Origin of the sequence: Streptomyces torulosus (assembly GCF_001419765.1) — a bacterium.
GTDB classification, from domain to species: Bacteria; Actinomycetota; Actinomycetes; order Streptomycetales; family Streptomycetaceae; genus Streptomyces; species Streptomyces torulosus.
The window spans coordinates 1-15,414 of sequence record NZ_LIRK01000053.1 but is presented as its reverse complement, the minus strand read 5'-3'; the positions used below and the strand labels follow the sequence as shown (position 1 = coordinate 15,414).

10 protein-coding genes and 3 tRNA genes are annotated in these 15,414 nt (G+C 70.6%); 5 read left to right on the top strand and 8 right to left on the bottom strand.

The window, feature by feature from the left end; all coding sequences use genetic code 11:
* Positions 1-106 precede the first annotated feature (106 nt).
* Complete coding sequence (locus AOK23_RS04945; RefSeq protein ID WP_055711516.1) at positions 107-1,690, top strand: site-specific integrase; 1,584 nt, start codon at positions 107-109, stop codon at positions 1,688-1,690.
* Positions 1,691-1,813: 123 nt separating this feature from the next.
* Here the strand turns inward: AOK23_RS04945 and AOK23_RS04940 are convergent.
* From AOK23_RS04940 to AOK23_RS04930, 3 genes are all read right to left on the bottom strand, one after another.
* Positions 1,814-1,890: transfer RNA gene (locus AOK23_RS04940), tRNA-Ile, on the bottom strand.
* A gap of 177 nt (positions 1,891-2,067) precedes the next feature.
* A tRNA-Asn gene (locus tag AOK23_RS04935) sits at positions 2,068-2,140 on the bottom strand.
* A gap of 5 nt (positions 2,141-2,145) precedes the next feature.
* Positions 2,146-2,218: transfer RNA gene (locus AOK23_RS04930), tRNA-Asn, on the bottom strand.
* 175 nt (positions 2,219-2,393) lie between these two features.
* Here AOK23_RS04930 and AOK23_RS04925 point away from each other — a divergent pair.
* The 4 genes from AOK23_RS04925 (at position 2,394) to AOK23_RS04910 (ending at position 8,234) form a co-directional block, all read left to right on the top strand.
* Positions 2,394-2,699, top strand: a complete 306-nt coding sequence (locus AOK23_RS04925; RefSeq protein WP_055711515.1) for a hypothetical protein — start codon at positions 2,394-2,396, stop codon at positions 2,697-2,699.
* 253 nt (positions 2,700-2,952) lie between these two features.
* Positions 2,953-4,407 (top strand): FGGY family carbohydrate kinase, encoded by a 1,455-nt coding sequence (locus AOK23_RS04920; protein WP_079049296.1) that lies wholly within the window; start codon positions 2,953-2,955, stop codon positions 4,405-4,407.
* 156 nt (positions 4,408-4,563) lie between these two features.
* The gene (locus AOK23_RS04915; RefSeq protein ID WP_055711513.1) at positions 4,564-6,297 is read left to right on the top strand and encodes an ABC transporter ATP-binding protein; all 1,734 of its coding nucleotides are present in this window, start codon (positions 4,564-4,566) and stop codon (positions 6,295-6,297) included.
* Positions 6,297-8,234, top strand: a complete 1,938-nt coding sequence (locus AOK23_RS04910) for an ABC transporter ATP-binding protein (protein ID WP_055711512.1) — start codon at positions 6,297-6,299, stop codon at positions 8,232-8,234. Before AOK23_RS04915 ends, AOK23_RS04910 begins: the two co-directional genes overlap by 1 nt.
* A gap of 222 nt (positions 8,235-8,456) precedes the next feature.
* Here AOK23_RS04910 and AOK23_RS04905 read toward each other — a convergent pair whose 3' ends face one another.
* The 5 genes from AOK23_RS04905 to AOK23_RS04885 form a co-directional block, all read right to left on the bottom strand.
* On the bottom strand, positions 8,457-9,767 hold the full coding sequence (locus tag AOK23_RS04905; RefSeq protein ID WP_055711511.1) for an RNA polymerase sigma factor: 1,311 nt from the start codon (positions 9,765-9,767) through the stop codon (positions 8,457-8,459).
* 203 nt (positions 9,768-9,970) lie between these two features.
* Positions 9,971-11,872: a DNA primase gene (gene dnaG, locus AOK23_RS04900; RefSeq protein ID WP_055711510.1), complete on the bottom strand. Its 1,902-nt coding sequence runs from the start codon at positions 11,870-11,872 to the stop codon at positions 9,971-9,973.
* A 29-nt stretch (positions 11,873-11,901) separates the two neighbouring features.
* Positions 11,902-13,173, bottom strand: coding sequence for an NAD(P)/FAD-dependent oxidoreductase (locus AOK23_RS04895; RefSeq protein WP_055711509.1), 1,272 nt, complete (start codon positions 13,171-13,173; stop codon positions 11,902-11,904).
* A gap of 178 nt (positions 13,174-13,351) precedes the next feature.
* A complete protein-coding gene (locus AOK23_RS04890) occupies positions 13,352-14,686 on the bottom strand; it encodes a deoxyguanosinetriphosphate triphosphohydrolase (protein ID WP_055711508.1) in 1,335 nt (444 codons plus the stop codon).
* A gap of 168 nt (positions 14,687-14,854) precedes the next feature.
* The coding region (locus AOK23_RS04885) for a sirohydrochlorin chelatase (protein ID WP_055711507.1) at positions 14,855-15,414 on the bottom strand (560 nt) is incomplete at its 5' end.

Below are 15,414 nucleotides of genomic sequence, written 5' to 3'. Positions count from 1 at the left end.
CACACCATAAGGATACGCCAACACTGGAGTGTTGGGGCAAGATAGGGGATCGGTCGACATAGACCGGCACAGAAGATCCACAAGCGGAGACGACAAGGAGCCATAGGTGTTCAACCCCAGCTACTACCGGCAATGCGCCTGCCGAGAGGATGTGATCGGCGATGATGGCAAACCGGTGTTCAACGACGACGGCAAACCGAAGCGGCGCCTGGTCGGCGCGGGCTGCCCCAAGCTCAAGCAGAAGAGCCACGGCCGCTGGTACTTCTACTTCGAACTCGAAGCGGGCGAGGGTGGCGAGCGACAGCGCGTGCGGCGAGGTGGCTTCGCCACGAAGGACGCGGCGCAGGCCAAGGCGGCCGAGGTCTACCGGGAATCCGTCGACGGCACAGATGTGCTCAGTAACGCCACCGTGAAGGAAGACCTGGATGCGTGGCTCAAGAGGAAGAGGAGCCTGGCGCGCACGACCTTCCACGGGTATGAGGAGCACGTCCGGCTCTACCTCGAACCTCACCTCGGGCACATCAAACGCCGGGACCTCAAGCTGCGGCACGTCGAGGCAATGTACGGCGCGATCGAGCGAGAGAACGCCGAGCGGCTGATCCACCACGGCCGGATAGTCGAGTTGCAGCAAGCTCGCGACGCCGCCTACACGGCGTGGGTCCGCGCTGCGGGGAACACAGAGGAGCGTCGTGCCACGCGCCTCGCTTACCTCGATGCCAACGCCGCCCTCCGCGAAGGCCGCAAGGGCAAGCGGAAGATCACCAGCGCCTCCACGATGCACCGTATCAACGCCACCCTGAGCTCGTTCCTGGGCAGCGGCATCAAGCGCGGCGACTACACGAAGAACTGGGCCGCGATGGTCGAGCTGCCGCCGGTCAAGCGGCCCAAGGCACTGGTCTGGACGCCGGAACGGGTCGCAGAGTGGAAGCGCACGGGTTTGAAACCCAGTCCCGTCATGGTCTGGACCCCGGAGCAGACTGGCGAGTTCTTGGACTTCATCGCCGACGACAGGCTGTACGGCATGTGGCACGGGTTCATCTTCCGAGGACCTCGGCGCGGTGAGATGTGTGCGCTGCCGTGGAGCGAGGTCAGCCTGAGCAGCTCGTGGTTCCGCGTCTCCGCACAGGTCGTCGAGATCGCCTACCGGATGTACGACGAGGCCCCGAAACAGGACAGTGTGCGCACTGTCACGCTCGACACGCTGACACGCGCGCTGTGGGCCGAGTGGCGCGAGACCCAGAAACAGGAACGTCAGCAGTGGTCCGGGGAGAAGGCATGGGTTGAGAGCAACCGGGTCTGGACCCACGAGAACGGCGAGCCGCTCCACCCCGACTGGATCAGCCGGCGGTTCAACCGGCTGGTCGAACTGTCTGGGTTACCTCCGATCCGCCTGCACGACACGCGGCATCTGTCGGCAACGTTGGCGCTGCTCGGCAAGGCGGACATCAAGGTCGTCCAGGAGCGGCTGGGACACAGCTCCCGCCAGATCACCTCAGACACGTACACGAGCGTCCTGCCTCAGCTCCTGACCGCCGAGGCGGAGTCCACTAGCGCCGTCGTACCCCGCTCGAAGAAGGTCGGTCCCCGGCGACAGAAGCCGACGCGATCGAAGGCACAGGGTGAGGCGTCCAAGACAGGCGGGGACACCGAAGGCGATAAGCCAGAGGAGGGGCTCCGTCCCGCCGCGTGACCTGCGTCCCAACATTGTCCCAACATGCGTGATCCCATGATCGGGACGGGCCGCCAAGATCTCTCGACTGTCGCCCCCAACCAGCTAAGCTGCTGGTCAGAAGGTTTCTCCTCGCGTAGCGAGTGGTGGGGCGGGTGGGACTCGAACCCACGGCCGACGGATTATGAGTCCGCTGCTCTAACCGGCTGAGCTACCGCCCCAAGCGGCGTGTCGCGTACATGTGTGCGCGCCGTCTGCCGCAGCATAGCCGCTCATACGATCTCCTGCTTCGGATGGTCGGCTTCACGCGTGCGCTTCTTGACCATGGAGACCACGACGCGGCCCGCGCGGTTCCCCCGGACATGAAAAAGGACCCCGTAGGGTCCTCGTTCAGGCTGCTCCCCCGACTGGACTCGAACCAGTAACCTGCCGGTTAACAGCCGGCTGCTCTGCCAATTGAGCTACGGAGGACCGAGCTCCCCCGACTGGACTCGAACCAGTAACCTGCCGGTTAACAGCCGGCTGCTCTGCCAATTGAGCTACGGAGGAATGCCTCGTTGCATCGAACGTACCTACCTGGGTATTCGCCAGGGGGCGTGCGCTCGCTGCGACACATACATTAGCGCAAGCAGGGGGGTGCTCCGCCAATCGGTATCCCCCGCGCCCGCCGCCCGCGCAGGGCAACGCAAGGGACCGACGCAGACGTAAGGGAAGGGTGGCCGCCATGCGCTATCGGCTCACGTTCTTTGCCGGACTGGCCCTGGGGTACGTCCTGGGCACACGCGCCGGACGCGAGCGTTACGAACAGCTGAAAAAGTCGGCCCGGCAGGTCGCACAGAACCCGGCCGTGCGCAACACCGCGGAGTCGGCCGCCCAGCAGGGGCGCGTCTTCGCCGGCAAGGCGTACCACGTGGTCAGCGAGAAGGTCGGCGACCGCGTGCCGGAGTCCGTCGCCGGCCGGGTCCGCTCGCTGCGGGAACGCAACGCGAACGGCGCGGGACCGGACGACTGGGGCACCAGCAACACCTAGCGTCCGAGGGACCGCCGGGGCACCGGCACCACCGGTCCCGACCGGACGGGCGGGGCGCCGGTGACACCCGGCCTCGACCGGACGGGCGGGGCGCCGGCGGGCGCCCGGTCGCTCCGTCGGGATCGGAGAGATTTCGCTCGTACGTCGGCGATCGGCCCATCGTGGCCGGTCGCCGACGTGCGTATCCCCCGGTGGGCCCCGGCCCTCGTTCCACGGCACGCCACACCCCTCCCCGTGCGGCAGAATTTCTGCCATGGGGATAGTCGCCGGGCTGGATAGTTCGCCCGAATTTACGCGCATTGTCGTCTGTGACTCGGACACAGGGGCCGTGCTCAGGCAGGGGTATGCCCCACACCCGGTGGAGCCCGCGCCGAACGGAGGGCGTCCCGCGGACGTCGATCCGCAGGCGTGGCTGCTGTCCCTGGGCGAGGCGGCCGGCGGCGGGCTGCTGGAGGGCGTGCAGGCGATCGGGGTGTCGTCGCAGCAGAACGGGCTGGTCGCGCTGGACGCGCAGGGCAACGCCGTGCGCCCGGCGATGGTCGGCGGTGACAAGCGCTCCCAGGTCGCCGCGGCCGACCTCATCGACGCGCTCGGGGGGCGCGGCGCGTGGGCGGAGGCCGTCGGGTGCGTGCCGGGGGCCGCGCAGCCGGTGACGAAGCTGCGCTGGATGAGCCGTACGGAGCCGGACGCGGCCATGCGGACGGCCGTGTTGCTCCAGGCGCACGACTGGCTGGTGTGGCAGCTGCTGGGGCGGCCCGTGCGGCGGACCACCGACCGGGGCGGCGCCTCGGGCACCGGCTACTGGAACGCGGCGACCGGCCAGTACCGGACCGACCTCGTCGAGATGGCGCTCGGCCACCAGGTGATGCTCCCCGAGGTGCTGGGCCCCTCGGACGCCGCCGGTACGACGCCGGAGGGGCTCCTCATCTCCGCCGGCACCGGCGAGACCATGGCCGCCGCGTTCGGGCTCGGCATCGGGCTCGGTGACGCGGTGGTGTCACTGGGCGCCAGCGGGTCCGTGATGGCCGTGCACACCGAGGCGCTCGTCGACTCCTCGGGGATGATCACCTCGCTGGCCGACGCCACGGGGATGCACCTTCCGGTCGTCACCACGCTGAACGCCGTACGGACGCTGCGGGGCGCCGCCGAGATGCTCGGCGTGCCGGACCTGGAGGGGCTCTCCGATCTGGCGCTGAAGTCGACGCCAGGGTCGCACGGGCTGGTGATGCTGCCGTACCTGGAGGGCGAGCGGACGCCGAACCTGCCGCACACGGCGGGGACGCTGGCCGGGCTGCGGCGGGAGTCGATGAAGCCGGAGCACTTCGCTCGGGCCGCGTTCGAGGGCATGCTGTGCGGGCTCGCGGACGCGCTGGACGTGCTGCGGGGGCGCGGCGTCGACGTCCGGCGGATCTTCATGCTGGGTGCGGCGGCCGAGCTGCCCGCGGTGCAGGCGGCGGCGCCGGCGCTGTTCGGGGTGCAGGTGGTCGTGCCGCAGCCGGCGGACTACGCGGCGGTCGGCGCCGCGCGGCAGGCGGCCTGGGCGCTCGGGGTGTCCCAGGGCACGCTCGACCCGCGGACGCCGCCGATGTGGCCCGGGGCGGCCGCGCAGATCCTGGAGCCGGGCGAGGAACTGGCCGTGGGGCAGGCGGTGCGCCAGCAGTACGTGGCGGTCCGCGAACAGACGCACCCGGGGGCGTTCCGGGGCTGAGCGCCCGGCGGAGCGGTCCTCCTCGGCCGCGACGACCTCAAGGACTCGCCATCGATCCTTCACCGTTGGGTTAATTCGGTTGAGGTAACGCGGGTGGAGTGTCCGACGATGGGGGGTGGTGCATCCCATCCCGTCGCCGACTCCGAGAGATCTCGCGTGCTCATACGACTGCTCAGAAGTCATCTACGTCCGTACAAGAAACCCATCGCCCTGCTGGTGCTGCTGCAGTTCGTGCAGACGTGCGCCACGCTCTACCTGCCCACACTGAACGCGGACATCATCGACAACGGTGTCGTGCAGGGCGACACGGGCTACATCCTGGCCTTCGGCGCGCTGATGATCGGGATCTCGCTGGTCCAGGTCGTCTGCAACATCGGGGCGGTGTACTACGGCGCCCGTACGGCGGCGGCGGTCGGCCGGGACATCCGGGCGGCCGTGTTCGACCGGGTGCAGTCGTTCTCGGCGCGTGAGGTCGGTCACTTCGGGGCGCCGTCGCTGATCACGCGGACGACGAACGACGTCCAGCAGGTCCAGATGCTGGTGCTGATGACGTTCACCCTGGTGGTGTCCGCGCCGATCATGTGCGTGGGCGGCATCGTGCTGGCGCTCGGTCTGGACGTGCCGCTGTCGGGCGTGCTGCTGGCCGTCGTGCCGGTGCTCGGTATCTCCGTCAGCCTCATCGTGCGCCGGTTGCGCCCCCTGTTCCGCACCATGCAGGAGCGGCTCGACATCGTGAACCGGGTGCTGCGCGAGCAGATCACCGGAAACCGGGTCATCCGGGCCTTCGTCCGGGACGACTACGAGAAGGACCGCTTCCGCACCGCGAACACCGAGCTGACGGACGTGTCCCTGGGCACCGGCCGGATGCTGGCGCTGATGTTCCCGATCGTGATGACCGTCATCAACTTCTCGTCGATCGCGGTGGTGTGGTTCGGCGCCCACCGGATCGACAGCGGCGGGATGGAGATCGGTGCGCTCACCGCCTTCCTCGCCTATCTGATGCAGATCGTCATGGCGGTGATGATGGCCACCTTCATGTTCATGATGATGCCGCGCGCCGAGGTGTGCGCCGAGCGCATCCAGGAGGTCCTCGACACCGAGACGAGTGTCGTGCCTCCCCTCGCGCCCGTGCGGGAGCTGCGGCGGAGCGGGCACCTGGAGATCCGGGGAGCCGGGTTCCGTTACCCGGGGGCCGAGGAGCCGGTGCTCAGGTCCATCGAGGTCGTGGCGCGGCCGGGTGAGACGACCGCCGTCATCGGGTCGACCGGCAGCGGGAAGTCGACGCTGCTGGGGCTGGTCCCCCGGCTGTTCGACGCCACCGAGGGCGAGGTGCTCGTCGACGGCGTCGACGTCCGCACGCTGGATCCGCGGCTGCTGGCCAGGACCGTGAGCCTGGTGCCGCAGAAGCCGTATCTCTTCTCCGGGACCGTGGCGACGAACCTGCGCTACGGCAATCCGGACGCCACCGACGAGGAGCTGTGGCACGCGCTGGAGGTGGCGCAGGCCAAGGAGTTCGTCGAGCGGCTGGAGGGCGGGCTGAACGCCCCCATCGCGCAGGGCGGCACCAATGTGTCGGGCGGTCAGCGGCAGCGGCTGGCGATCGCGCGGACGCTGGTGCAGCGCCCGGAGATCTATCTGTTCGACGACTCGTTCTCCGCGCTCGACTACGCGACGGACGCGGCGCTGCGGGCGGCCCTGTCGCAGGAGACCGCCGAGGCGACCGTCGTCATCGTGGCCCAGCGGGTGGCGACCATCCGGGACGCCGACCGGATCGTGGTCCTGGACGAGGGCCGCGTCGTCGGGACAGGACGGCACCACGAGCTGATGGCCGAGAACGAGACGTACCGGGAGATCGTGCTCTCCCAGCTGACGGAAGCGGAGGCAGCCTGATGGCCGGGCCGTTGGGACGCATGGCGGGAGCCGGGGGCGGTCCCGATCAGCAGTCCATGGACTTCAAGGGGTCCGGGAAACGACTGCTCGCGCAGTTCAAGCCCGAGCGGTTCACCATGTACGCGATGGTCGTGTGCGCGGTGATCAGCGTCGGTCTGTCGGTGCTGGGCCCGTGGATCCTCGGCCGGGCGACCGACCTGGTCTTCGCGGGCGTGGTCGGACGGGAGATGCCGGCCGGCCGGACCAAGGCCGAGGTCCTCGAAGGGATGCGCGAGCGCGGTGACGGCGGGGTCGCCGACATGCTGTCCGGCACGGACTTCACACCGGGCAAGGGCATCGACTTCGAGGCCGTCGGCGCCGTGCTGCTGGTTGCCCTCGGCATCTTCCTGGTCGCGGGCCTGCTGATGGCGGGGGCCACACGGCTCTCCAACCGGGCCATCAACCGGACGATGTTCCACCTGCGGGCGGAGCTCCAGGCGAAGCTGTCGCGGCTGCCGCTGTCGTACTTCGACAAGCGGCAGCGCGGCGAGGTGCTCAGCCGGGCCACCAACGACATCGACAACATCGGCCAGACGCTGCAGCAGTCGATGGGGCAGCTCGTCAACTCGCTGCTGACGATCATCGGTGTGCTGGTGATGATGTTCTGGATGTCGCCGCTGCTGGCGCTGGTCGCGCTGGTGACCGTGCCGCTGTCGTTCGTGGTGGCCACCCGCGTCGGCAAGCGGTCGCAGCCGCACTTCGTGGCGCAGTGGCGGACCACCGGGAAGCTCAACGCGCACATCGAGGAGATGTACACCGGGCACACCCTCGTGAAGGTGTTCGGTCGGCAGGAGGAGTCGGCGAAGCAGTTCGCCGAGGAGAACGAGCGGCTGTACGAGGCCGGGTTCAAGGCCCAGTTCAACAGCGGGATCATGCAGCCGCTGATGTTCTTCGTGTCGAACATCAACTATGTGCTGGTCGCCGTGGTCGGTGGACTGCGGGTGGCCACCGGCGCCCTGTCCATCGGTGACGTGCAGGCCTTCATCCAGTACTCGCGGCAGTTCTCGATGCCGCTGACGCAGGTCGCGTCCATGGCGAACCTGGTGCAGTCGGGCGTCGCCTCCGCCGAGCGGATCTTCGAACTGCTGGACGCGGAGGAGCAGGCGGCGGACGCCGTGCCCGGGGTGCGGCCGGAGGAGCTGCGCGGGCGGGTGGCGCTGGAGCACGTCTCCTTCCGCTACGAGCCGGACAAGCCGCTGATCGAGGACCTGTCGCTGGTGGTCGAGCCCGGCCACACGGTGGCGATCGTGGGGCCCACCGGCGCCGGCAAGACCACCCTGGTCAACCTGCTGATGCGGTTCTACGAGGTCACTGGTGGGCGGATCACGCTGGACGGCGTGGACGTCGCGTCCATGTCCCGTGACGAGCTGCGCGACGGGATAGGGATGGTCCTCCAGGACACCTGGCTGTTCGGCGGGACCATCGCGGACAACATCGCGTACGGGGCGTCCACCGCGCGCAAGGTCACGCGCGGGGAGATCGAGGAGGCGGCCCGCGCCGCGCACGCGGACCGGTTCATCCGGACGCTGCCGGACGGCTACGACACGGTCATCGACGACGAGGGCACCGGGGTGAGCGCGGGTGAGAAGCAGCTCATCACCATCGCCCGCGCGTTCCTGTCGGACCCCGTGATCCTGGTGCTGGACGAGGCGACGAGTTCCGTGGACACCCGGACCGAGGTGCTGATCCAGAAGGCGATGGCCAAGCTGGCGCACGGGCGGACGTCGTTCGTCATCGCGCACCGGCTGTCGACGATCCGGGACGCCGACACGATCCTGGTGATGGAGAACGGCTCGATCGTCGAACAGGGCGCGCACGAGGAGCTGCTGGCGTCGGGCGGGGCGTACGCGCGGCTGTACAAGGCGCAGTTCGCGGAGGCGGTCGCCGAGGTGGACTGAGGCGCCGGCCCTCCTGGGGGCGCGTTGTCGGGTGCGGGTCCGTTGTGGTTTCTCGCGCAGTTCCCCGCGCCCCTGAAGGCTTGGGCCTGCGGCCCGGCCTTCATCGGAAAAGCACGGGGCCGCAGGCCCCTGCTTTTCCAGGGGCGCGGGGAACTGCGCGACCAGCCCCCACGAACGCGCACCCGCCAACGACAGGCGCACCCCCGTCCCCCTGGGCGCCCCTCAGTCCAGATAACCCCTCAGCTGATCCGCGAACGCGTGGTCCCTCAGCTTGTTCAGCGTCTTCGACTCGATCTGCCGTATCCGCTCCCGGGTCACCCCGAAGATCCGGCCGATCTCCTCCAGCGTCCGCGGCCGCCCGTCCGCGAGCCCGTACCGCAACTGCACCACCTTGCGTTCACGCTCCCCCAGCGTGGACAGCACCGCCTCCAGGTGTTCCCGTAGCAGCAGGAACGCCGCCGACTCCACGGGGCTCGCCGCGTCGCCGTCCTCGATGAGGTCGCCGAGCGCCACGTCGTCCTCCTCGCCCACGGGGGCGTGCAGGGACACCGGCTCCTGGGCGAGGCGGAGCACCTCGCTGACCCGCTCGGGCAGCAGGTCGAGGTGGGCGGCGACCTCCTCCGGCGTCGGCTCGTAGCCCCGCTCCTGGAGCATGCGGCGCTGGACGCGGACGACCCGGTTGATGAGTTCCACGACGTGGACGGGGACGCGGATCGTGCGGGCCTGGTCCGCGAGCGCGCGGGACATGGCCTGGCGGATCCACCAGGTCGCGTACGTGGAGAACTTGTAGCCGCGGGCGTAGTCGAACTTCTCGACGGCCCGGATGAGGCCCAGGTTTCCCTCCTGGACGAGGTCCAGCATGGTCAGGCCGCGGCCGACGTACCGCTTGGCCACGGACACGACGAGCCGCAGGTTCGCCTCGATGAGGCGGCGCTTGGCCATACGGCCCAGGACGACCAGCCGGTCGAGGTCGAGGGCGAGCCGGCTGTCGAGGTCGGGGGTGGTGCCGAGCTTCTCCTCGGCGAACAGGCCGGCCTCCACCCGGCGGGCCAGTTCCACCTCCTCGGCCGCCGTGAGCAGCGGGATGCGGCCGATCTCCCGCAGGTACTGGCGGAACAGGTCGGAGGAGGGGGCGCTGGTGTCGGTGCGGCGCGGCAGTTCGACGGGCTCGGGTTCGGCCGTCTCGATGGCCTCCACGGCCGCCGCGGGCGGCTCGTCGGCGTCCGGCGGGGGCTCCGGCGCCGTCTCGGGGTGGTGCACGGCGCGGCTCTGGGCCGGGACCGCGCGGATCACCTCGGTCTCGACGCCCGGCTGCGCGCCGTCGGTACTCAGGGCCGTGGTGTCGTTCTGTATGAGGGTCTGGGTCTGCACGGGGGCGACCTCCAGGGATGTCGCTGCTGACGCGTACGGCAGCGGTATGTCGGGGATGGCGCGGGCGGCCTGTCCGCCCTCCATCCCGTACTCATCGAGCGGAACCGCGGGGATCTCGGACCCATGGGGGACGGGTCGGCCGCGCTCCGAGGACTCAGGCACCGGAACCCAGTGTGGAGTACGACACACAGCCGCCACGAGGGGCGTGCGGTGACTTTTTGCGTCCGGTCCGTGACCCCACGGTTACTCTCACGGACGAGTGGGCCGCTGACAGGCCGTGAAACAGCTTGAAGCGCGTACGGAACCGGGGCGACCTGCGGGGACCGGCGCCCGATTGGCAAGTGCGCCGGGGATGTTCCCCTCTTCTAGAGCGCTTCCGCGCCCCTCTCCCGCAGGGCCTGGTCGTACTGCTGGAGCACCCACAACTCGTTCTGCACGGCGGCCAGCTGGGCCGGGTCGCCGTGGGCGCCGAGGCGGGCAAGGCTGCTCTGGACGTCCCGTACGCGGCGCTCGACGGCGCGGCGGCGGACGGTGACCAGCTGGGCGCCGGCGTAGATCTCGTCGACCGTCTTGCGCATGATCGCCTCGACGGCGAGCTCGGTCACCATGGCGCGCACGGCGTCGTCCGGCGCGGCCTCCCGGACGCGCACCAGATACTCCTGCGGGTCCTCGACGCCGAACTCGACACCGCCCGCCTCGATGATCGCCTCGCGTACGGCCGCGTAGGGGGCGGCGGTGAACTCGTCGATCCCGTAGGCGTCGAACGCGGGGGCCACCAACTCGGGCCGCTGGAGGGCGAGTTTGAGGAGCTCCCGCTCGGTGGCGTAGACGGGGTTGCGCAGGACCAGGGCGGGGCCCGAGGGGCGGCGGACGGCGGTCTCGTACGGTTGCGCGGGCTGCTGGGGAGCGGGAGCGGGGCCCTTGCCGCCGCGGTCGCGGGCCCAGCGGGCGAGCTGGGCGACGCGCTTGACGACGAACTGGGTGTCGAGGATGCCGAGCATGCCGGCGAGCTGCACGGCGACCTCGTGCTGGGCGCCGCTGTTCTTGATGCGGGCCACGACGGGTGCCGCCTCGTCGAGGGCGGAGGCGCGCCCGGCGGCGGTCTCCAGGTCGTAGCGGGCCACGATGTGCCGGAGGGCGAACTCGAAGAGGGGGGTGCGGGGTTCGACCAGCTCGGCCACCGCGTCGTCACCCTTGGCCAGGCGCAGCTCGCAGGGGTCCATGCCGTCGGGGGCGATGGCGATGTAGGTCTCGGCCGCGAACTTCTGGTCGTCCTCGAAGGCGCGCAGGGCGGCCTTCTGGCCGGCCGCGTCGCCGTCGAAGGTGAAGATCACCCGAGCCGAGCCGTTGTCCATGAGCAGCCGACGGAGGATCTTGATGTGTTCGCCGCCGAAGGCCGTGCCGCAGGTGGCGATGGCGGTGGTGACCCCGGCGAGGTGGCAGGCCATGACGTCGGTGTAGCCCTCGACGACCACGGCCCGGCTGGCTTTGGCGATGTCCTTCTTGGCGAGGTCGATGCCGTAGAGGACCTGGGACTTGCGGTAGATCGGGGTGTCGGGGGTGTTGAGGTACTTCGGCCCGTTGTCCGCCTCGTACAGCTTGCGGGCGCCGAAGCCCACGACGTCGCCGCCGATGTCGCGGATCGGCCACATCAGTCGGCCCCGGAACCGGTCGATCGGACCCCGGCGGCCCTCCTGGGCGAGCCCGGACAGGAGCAGCTCCTTGTCGGTGAAGCCCTTGCCGCGGAGGTAGCGGGTGAGGTGGTCCCAGCCCTGGGGGCTGTAGCCGACGCCGAAGTGGACGGCGGCGGCCTGGTCGAAGCCGCGCTCGGCGAGGAAGATCCGCCCGGTGTCGGCCTCGGGGCTGGTCGCGAGCTGCTCCGCGTACCACTCGGCGGCGATCTTGTGGGCCTCGACGAGACGGATGCGCTCCCCGCGCTGGTGGGAGGGGTTGTACCCGCCCTCCTCGTACCGCAGGGTGATGCCCGCCTGGGCGGCGAGCCGCTCGACGGCCTCCGAGAAGGAGAGGTGGTCGACCTTCATCACGAACGTGATGGTGTCGCCGCCCTCCTGGCAGCCGAAGCAGTGGAAGAGTCCCTTGCTCGGGCTGACCTGGAAGGACGGCGACTTCTCGTCGTGGAAGGGGCACAGCCCCTTCAGGTTCCCCCCGCCGGCGTTGCGCAGCTGGAGGTACTCGGACACCACGGCGTCGATCGGGACCGCGTCCCGTACCGCCTTCACGTCCTCGTCGTTGATCCGTCCTGCCACGCGGTGATTCTACGGGGGCGCACCGACAGCTAGGGGGCAGCGATCAGCCCGTCCAGGGGGACCTGGGGGTTGGAGAGCGCGTCCGCGTCGATCCGGGCCCGTGACCTGATGAGCTTCTGGATCTGTTCCGTGACGTCCCACACATTCACGTTCATCCCGGCGAGGACGCGTCCCTCCTTGACCCAGAAGGCGATGAACTCGCGTTTCCCGGCGTCCCCGCGGATCACCACCTGGTCGTACGAGCCGGGCGGCGCCCAGCCCGAGTACTCCATGCCCATGTCGTACTGGTCGGAGAAGAAGTAGGGCACCCGGTCGTAGGTGACGTCCTTGCCGAGCATGGACCGGGCGGCGGCCGGGCCGCCGTTCAGCGCGTTGGCCCAGTGCTCGACCCGCAGCCGGGTGTCGAACAGGGGGTGCGGGAAGGACACGACGTCACCGGCCGCGTAGATCGACGGGTCGGAGGTGCGCAGCCGTTCGTCGACGACCACTCCTCCGCCGTGCGCCCGGTCGGCGATCTCCAGTCCGGCGGCCTCGGCCAGGCCGATGCGGGGCGCCGCGCCGATCGCGGCGAGGACGTCGTGCGCCGGGTGTTCCTCGCCCGTGTCCGTGCGGGCGGCGAGGACCATGCCGTCCTGGCCGACGATCTCGGTGAGCTTCGCGCCGAAGGCGAAGCGCACCCCGTGCTCCCGGTGCAGCTGGGCGAAGAGGTTGCCGAGCTCGGGGCCGAGGACGCCGTGCAGGGGCGTGGGCTCCGGCTCGACGACGGTGACCTCGGCGCCGTACTCGCGGGCCGCCGCCGCGACCTCCAGGCCGATCCAGCCGGCGCCCGCGACGACCAGGTGGCCGTTGTCCCGGCCGAGGGCGGCGAGGACGCCCTTGAGGCGTTCGGCGTGGGCGAGGCGGCGCAGATGGTGGACGCCCGCGAGGTCCGTGCCCGGGATGTCCAGGCGGCGGGGCTCGGCGCCGGTCGCCAGCAGCAGCTTGTCGTAGTGGACGAAGGTGCCGTCGTCCCCGAAGTGCACGGTCTTCGCCGCACGGTCGATCTTGTCGACGGTCTGGCCGAGGTGCAGCTCGATGTCGTTGCGCGCGTACCAGGACGGTTCGTGGACGAAGACGCTGTCGCGTTCCTCCTTGCCCAGCAGATAGCCCTTGGACAGCGGCGGGCGCTCGTACGGGTGGTCGCGTTCGTCGCAGATCAGTATCACGCGGCCGGTGAAACCCTCCGCTCGGAGCGTCTCGGCCGCCTTCGCGCCGGCGAGACCGCCTCCGACGATGACGAATGTCTGATCCGCGTCGACCACTTGATGCCTCCTCTTGAGGGTGCGTCCACTTGCGAGCGTCCCGCACAGAGCGTGATGCGGGAAGAGGTAGTGACCCGATCAGGCCACGGAGGGTCACATGGATGCCCCAAACGCCCCGTGGGTCACACGCCGTCGGTCACGGGCCGCCGGTCGTGCACTGTCGGTCACGGGCTGTCGCTCACCCCTTGCCGGTCGCGTTCGTCAGTCTCGCGTGCAGCGAGCGGGCCGACGCGTCGGTGAGGGAGGCGATCTGATCGACGATCACCCGCTTGCGGGCACGGTCGTCCGGCGCCGTGTCGAACAGCGTGCGGAACTGCGGGTCGAGCCCGTCCGGGGCGCGGGCGGTGAGGGCCTCGGCCAACTCCGCGACGACGACGCGCTGGTCGGCGCGGAGCCGCTCCTGCTCGGCGCGCTGCATCACGTACCGGTCGGCGACGGCCTTGAGGACCGCGCACTCCAGGCGCGCGCCGCGCGGGACGACCAGTTCGGCGGCGTACCGGGTGAGGCGCCCCCCGCCGTACGTCTGCCGGGTCGCACCCTCGGCGGCGAGACAGAAGCGGCCGATGAGCTGGCTGGTGGCGTCCTTCAGCCGGGCCTGTGCGACGGCCGTCCCGTCGTAGCCGTGCGGCCACCACTCCTGGTCGAGGAGCCGGTCGAGGGCCTCGGCCAGTTCGGCGGGGTCGGTGTCGGCGGGCACGTACCGGCCGAGCGCCACCTGGAACACCGCCTGCCGCTCGGGCTCCGCGTGCAGGCAGCCCGGGTCGATGTGCCCGGCGTGCAGGCCGTCCTCGATGTCGTGCACCGAGTACGCCACGTCGTCGGACCAGTCCATGACCTGCGCCTCGAAGGTCGTACGGCCGTCGGGGGCGCCCTTTCTGACCCAGTCGAAGACGGGGCGGTCGTCCTCGTAGACACCGAACTTGGGGGACGCCGGGTCGGTGGGGTGGGCGCCCCGGGGCCAGGGGTACTTGGTGGCGGCGTCCAGGGTGGCGCGGGTCAGGTTGAGGCCGACGCTGACGGGGTCGCCGGACTCGGGAGACCGTACGAACCGCTTGGGTTCGAGCCGGGCCAGGAGGCGCAGGGACTGGGCGTTGCCCTCGAAACCGCCGCAGTCCTCGGCGAATTCGTTCAGGGCCTGTTCGCCGTTGTGGCCGAACGGGGGGTGGCCGAGGTCGTGGGAGAGGCAGGCGGCCTCGACGAGGTCCGGGTCGCAGCCGAGGGCCGCGCCCAGCTCCCGGCCGACCTGGGCGCACTCCAGGGAGTGGGTGAGGCGGGTGCGGGGGCTGGCGTCCCAGGCGGGGGTGCGGGTGCCGGGCGTGACCACCTGGGTCTTGCCGGCGAGTCTGCGCAGCGCCGCCGAGTGCAGGACGCGGGCGCGATCGCGCTGGAAGGCGGTGCGGCCTGGGCGTTTGTCGTGTTCCGGGGCGTAGCGCTCTGCGGAGGGCGGGTCGTAGCCGGCCGGTGCGTCGAGGCTCGCGGGGGTGTCGTGGTCGGGGGGTGCGGTGCCTTCCATGATTCGACAGTACGGGGAGGGTGTGACAAATGGGTGCCTACTCGGCTGCCGGGTTGGGTCGTCGGGCGGGTGCGGGTGCGTCGTTGCTTGTCGCGCCCACGCGGCGGAGCCGCACATTCGATACGGCCCCGCGCCCCTTGTACACGTGCCCTCTCGTGGTGCGGCGCCCTACGCCGTCGCCAGCGTCCGTTCCCTCGTCGCGGCCGGGGTCGCCATGGCCTCGTCGTAGCGGTGCAGGACCAGGCTCGCCATCGCCGGGTGGGTGCCCAGGGGGGCCGAGGCGATCCAGGGGGCCGCCTGCGCGCACTCCGTGGCGAAACGGCCGGGGGCCGTGAAGCAGGAGGCGACCGCCACCCGGGTGTGGCCCCGGGCCGCGAGGGCGGCGACGGCGTCGGGGACCGTGGGCGCGGCGGTGGTGGCGTAGGCGGGGACGACGGGCACGCCGAGGCGTTCGGCGAGGAGATGGGCGGTGCGGCCCGTGTCGACCCTCGACTCGGGGTCGCGGGAGCCGGCCGCGGCGAGGACGACGGCGCTGGTACGGCGGGTCTCGGCGTCCATGCGAGTGCGCCAGCCGGCCTCGACGAGGCGGGCGTGCAGGGTCTCCACGAGGAGCGGGTGCGGGCCGAGCGGGGCGGCGACACGCGCGCGTACCGCGCTGTCGGCGGCCATCTCGGGGATGTCCCGCTTGACGTGGTAGCCGCGGCTGAGGAGGAGGGGGACGAGGACGG

What these genes read in the sequence shown, in the direction of transcription:
- AOK23_RS04925 (WP_055711515.1), top strand. Translation starts at nt 2,394, where the DNA reads ATGCGCTATCGGCTCACGTTCTTTGCCGGACTGGCCCTGGGGTACGTC.
- AOK23_RS04920 (WP_079049296.1), top strand. Translation starts at nt 2,953, where the DNA reads ATGGGGATAGTCGCCGGGCTGGATAGTTCGCCCGAATTTACGCGCATT.
- AOK23_RS04910 (WP_055711512.1), top strand. Translation starts at nt 6,297, where the DNA reads ATGGCCGGGCCGTTGGGACGCATGGCGGGAGCCGGGGGCGGTCCCGAT.
- AOK23_RS04890 (WP_055711508.1), bottom strand. Translation starts at nt 14,686, where the DNA reads ATGGAAGGCACCGCACCCCCCGACCACGACACCCCCGCGAGCCTCGAC.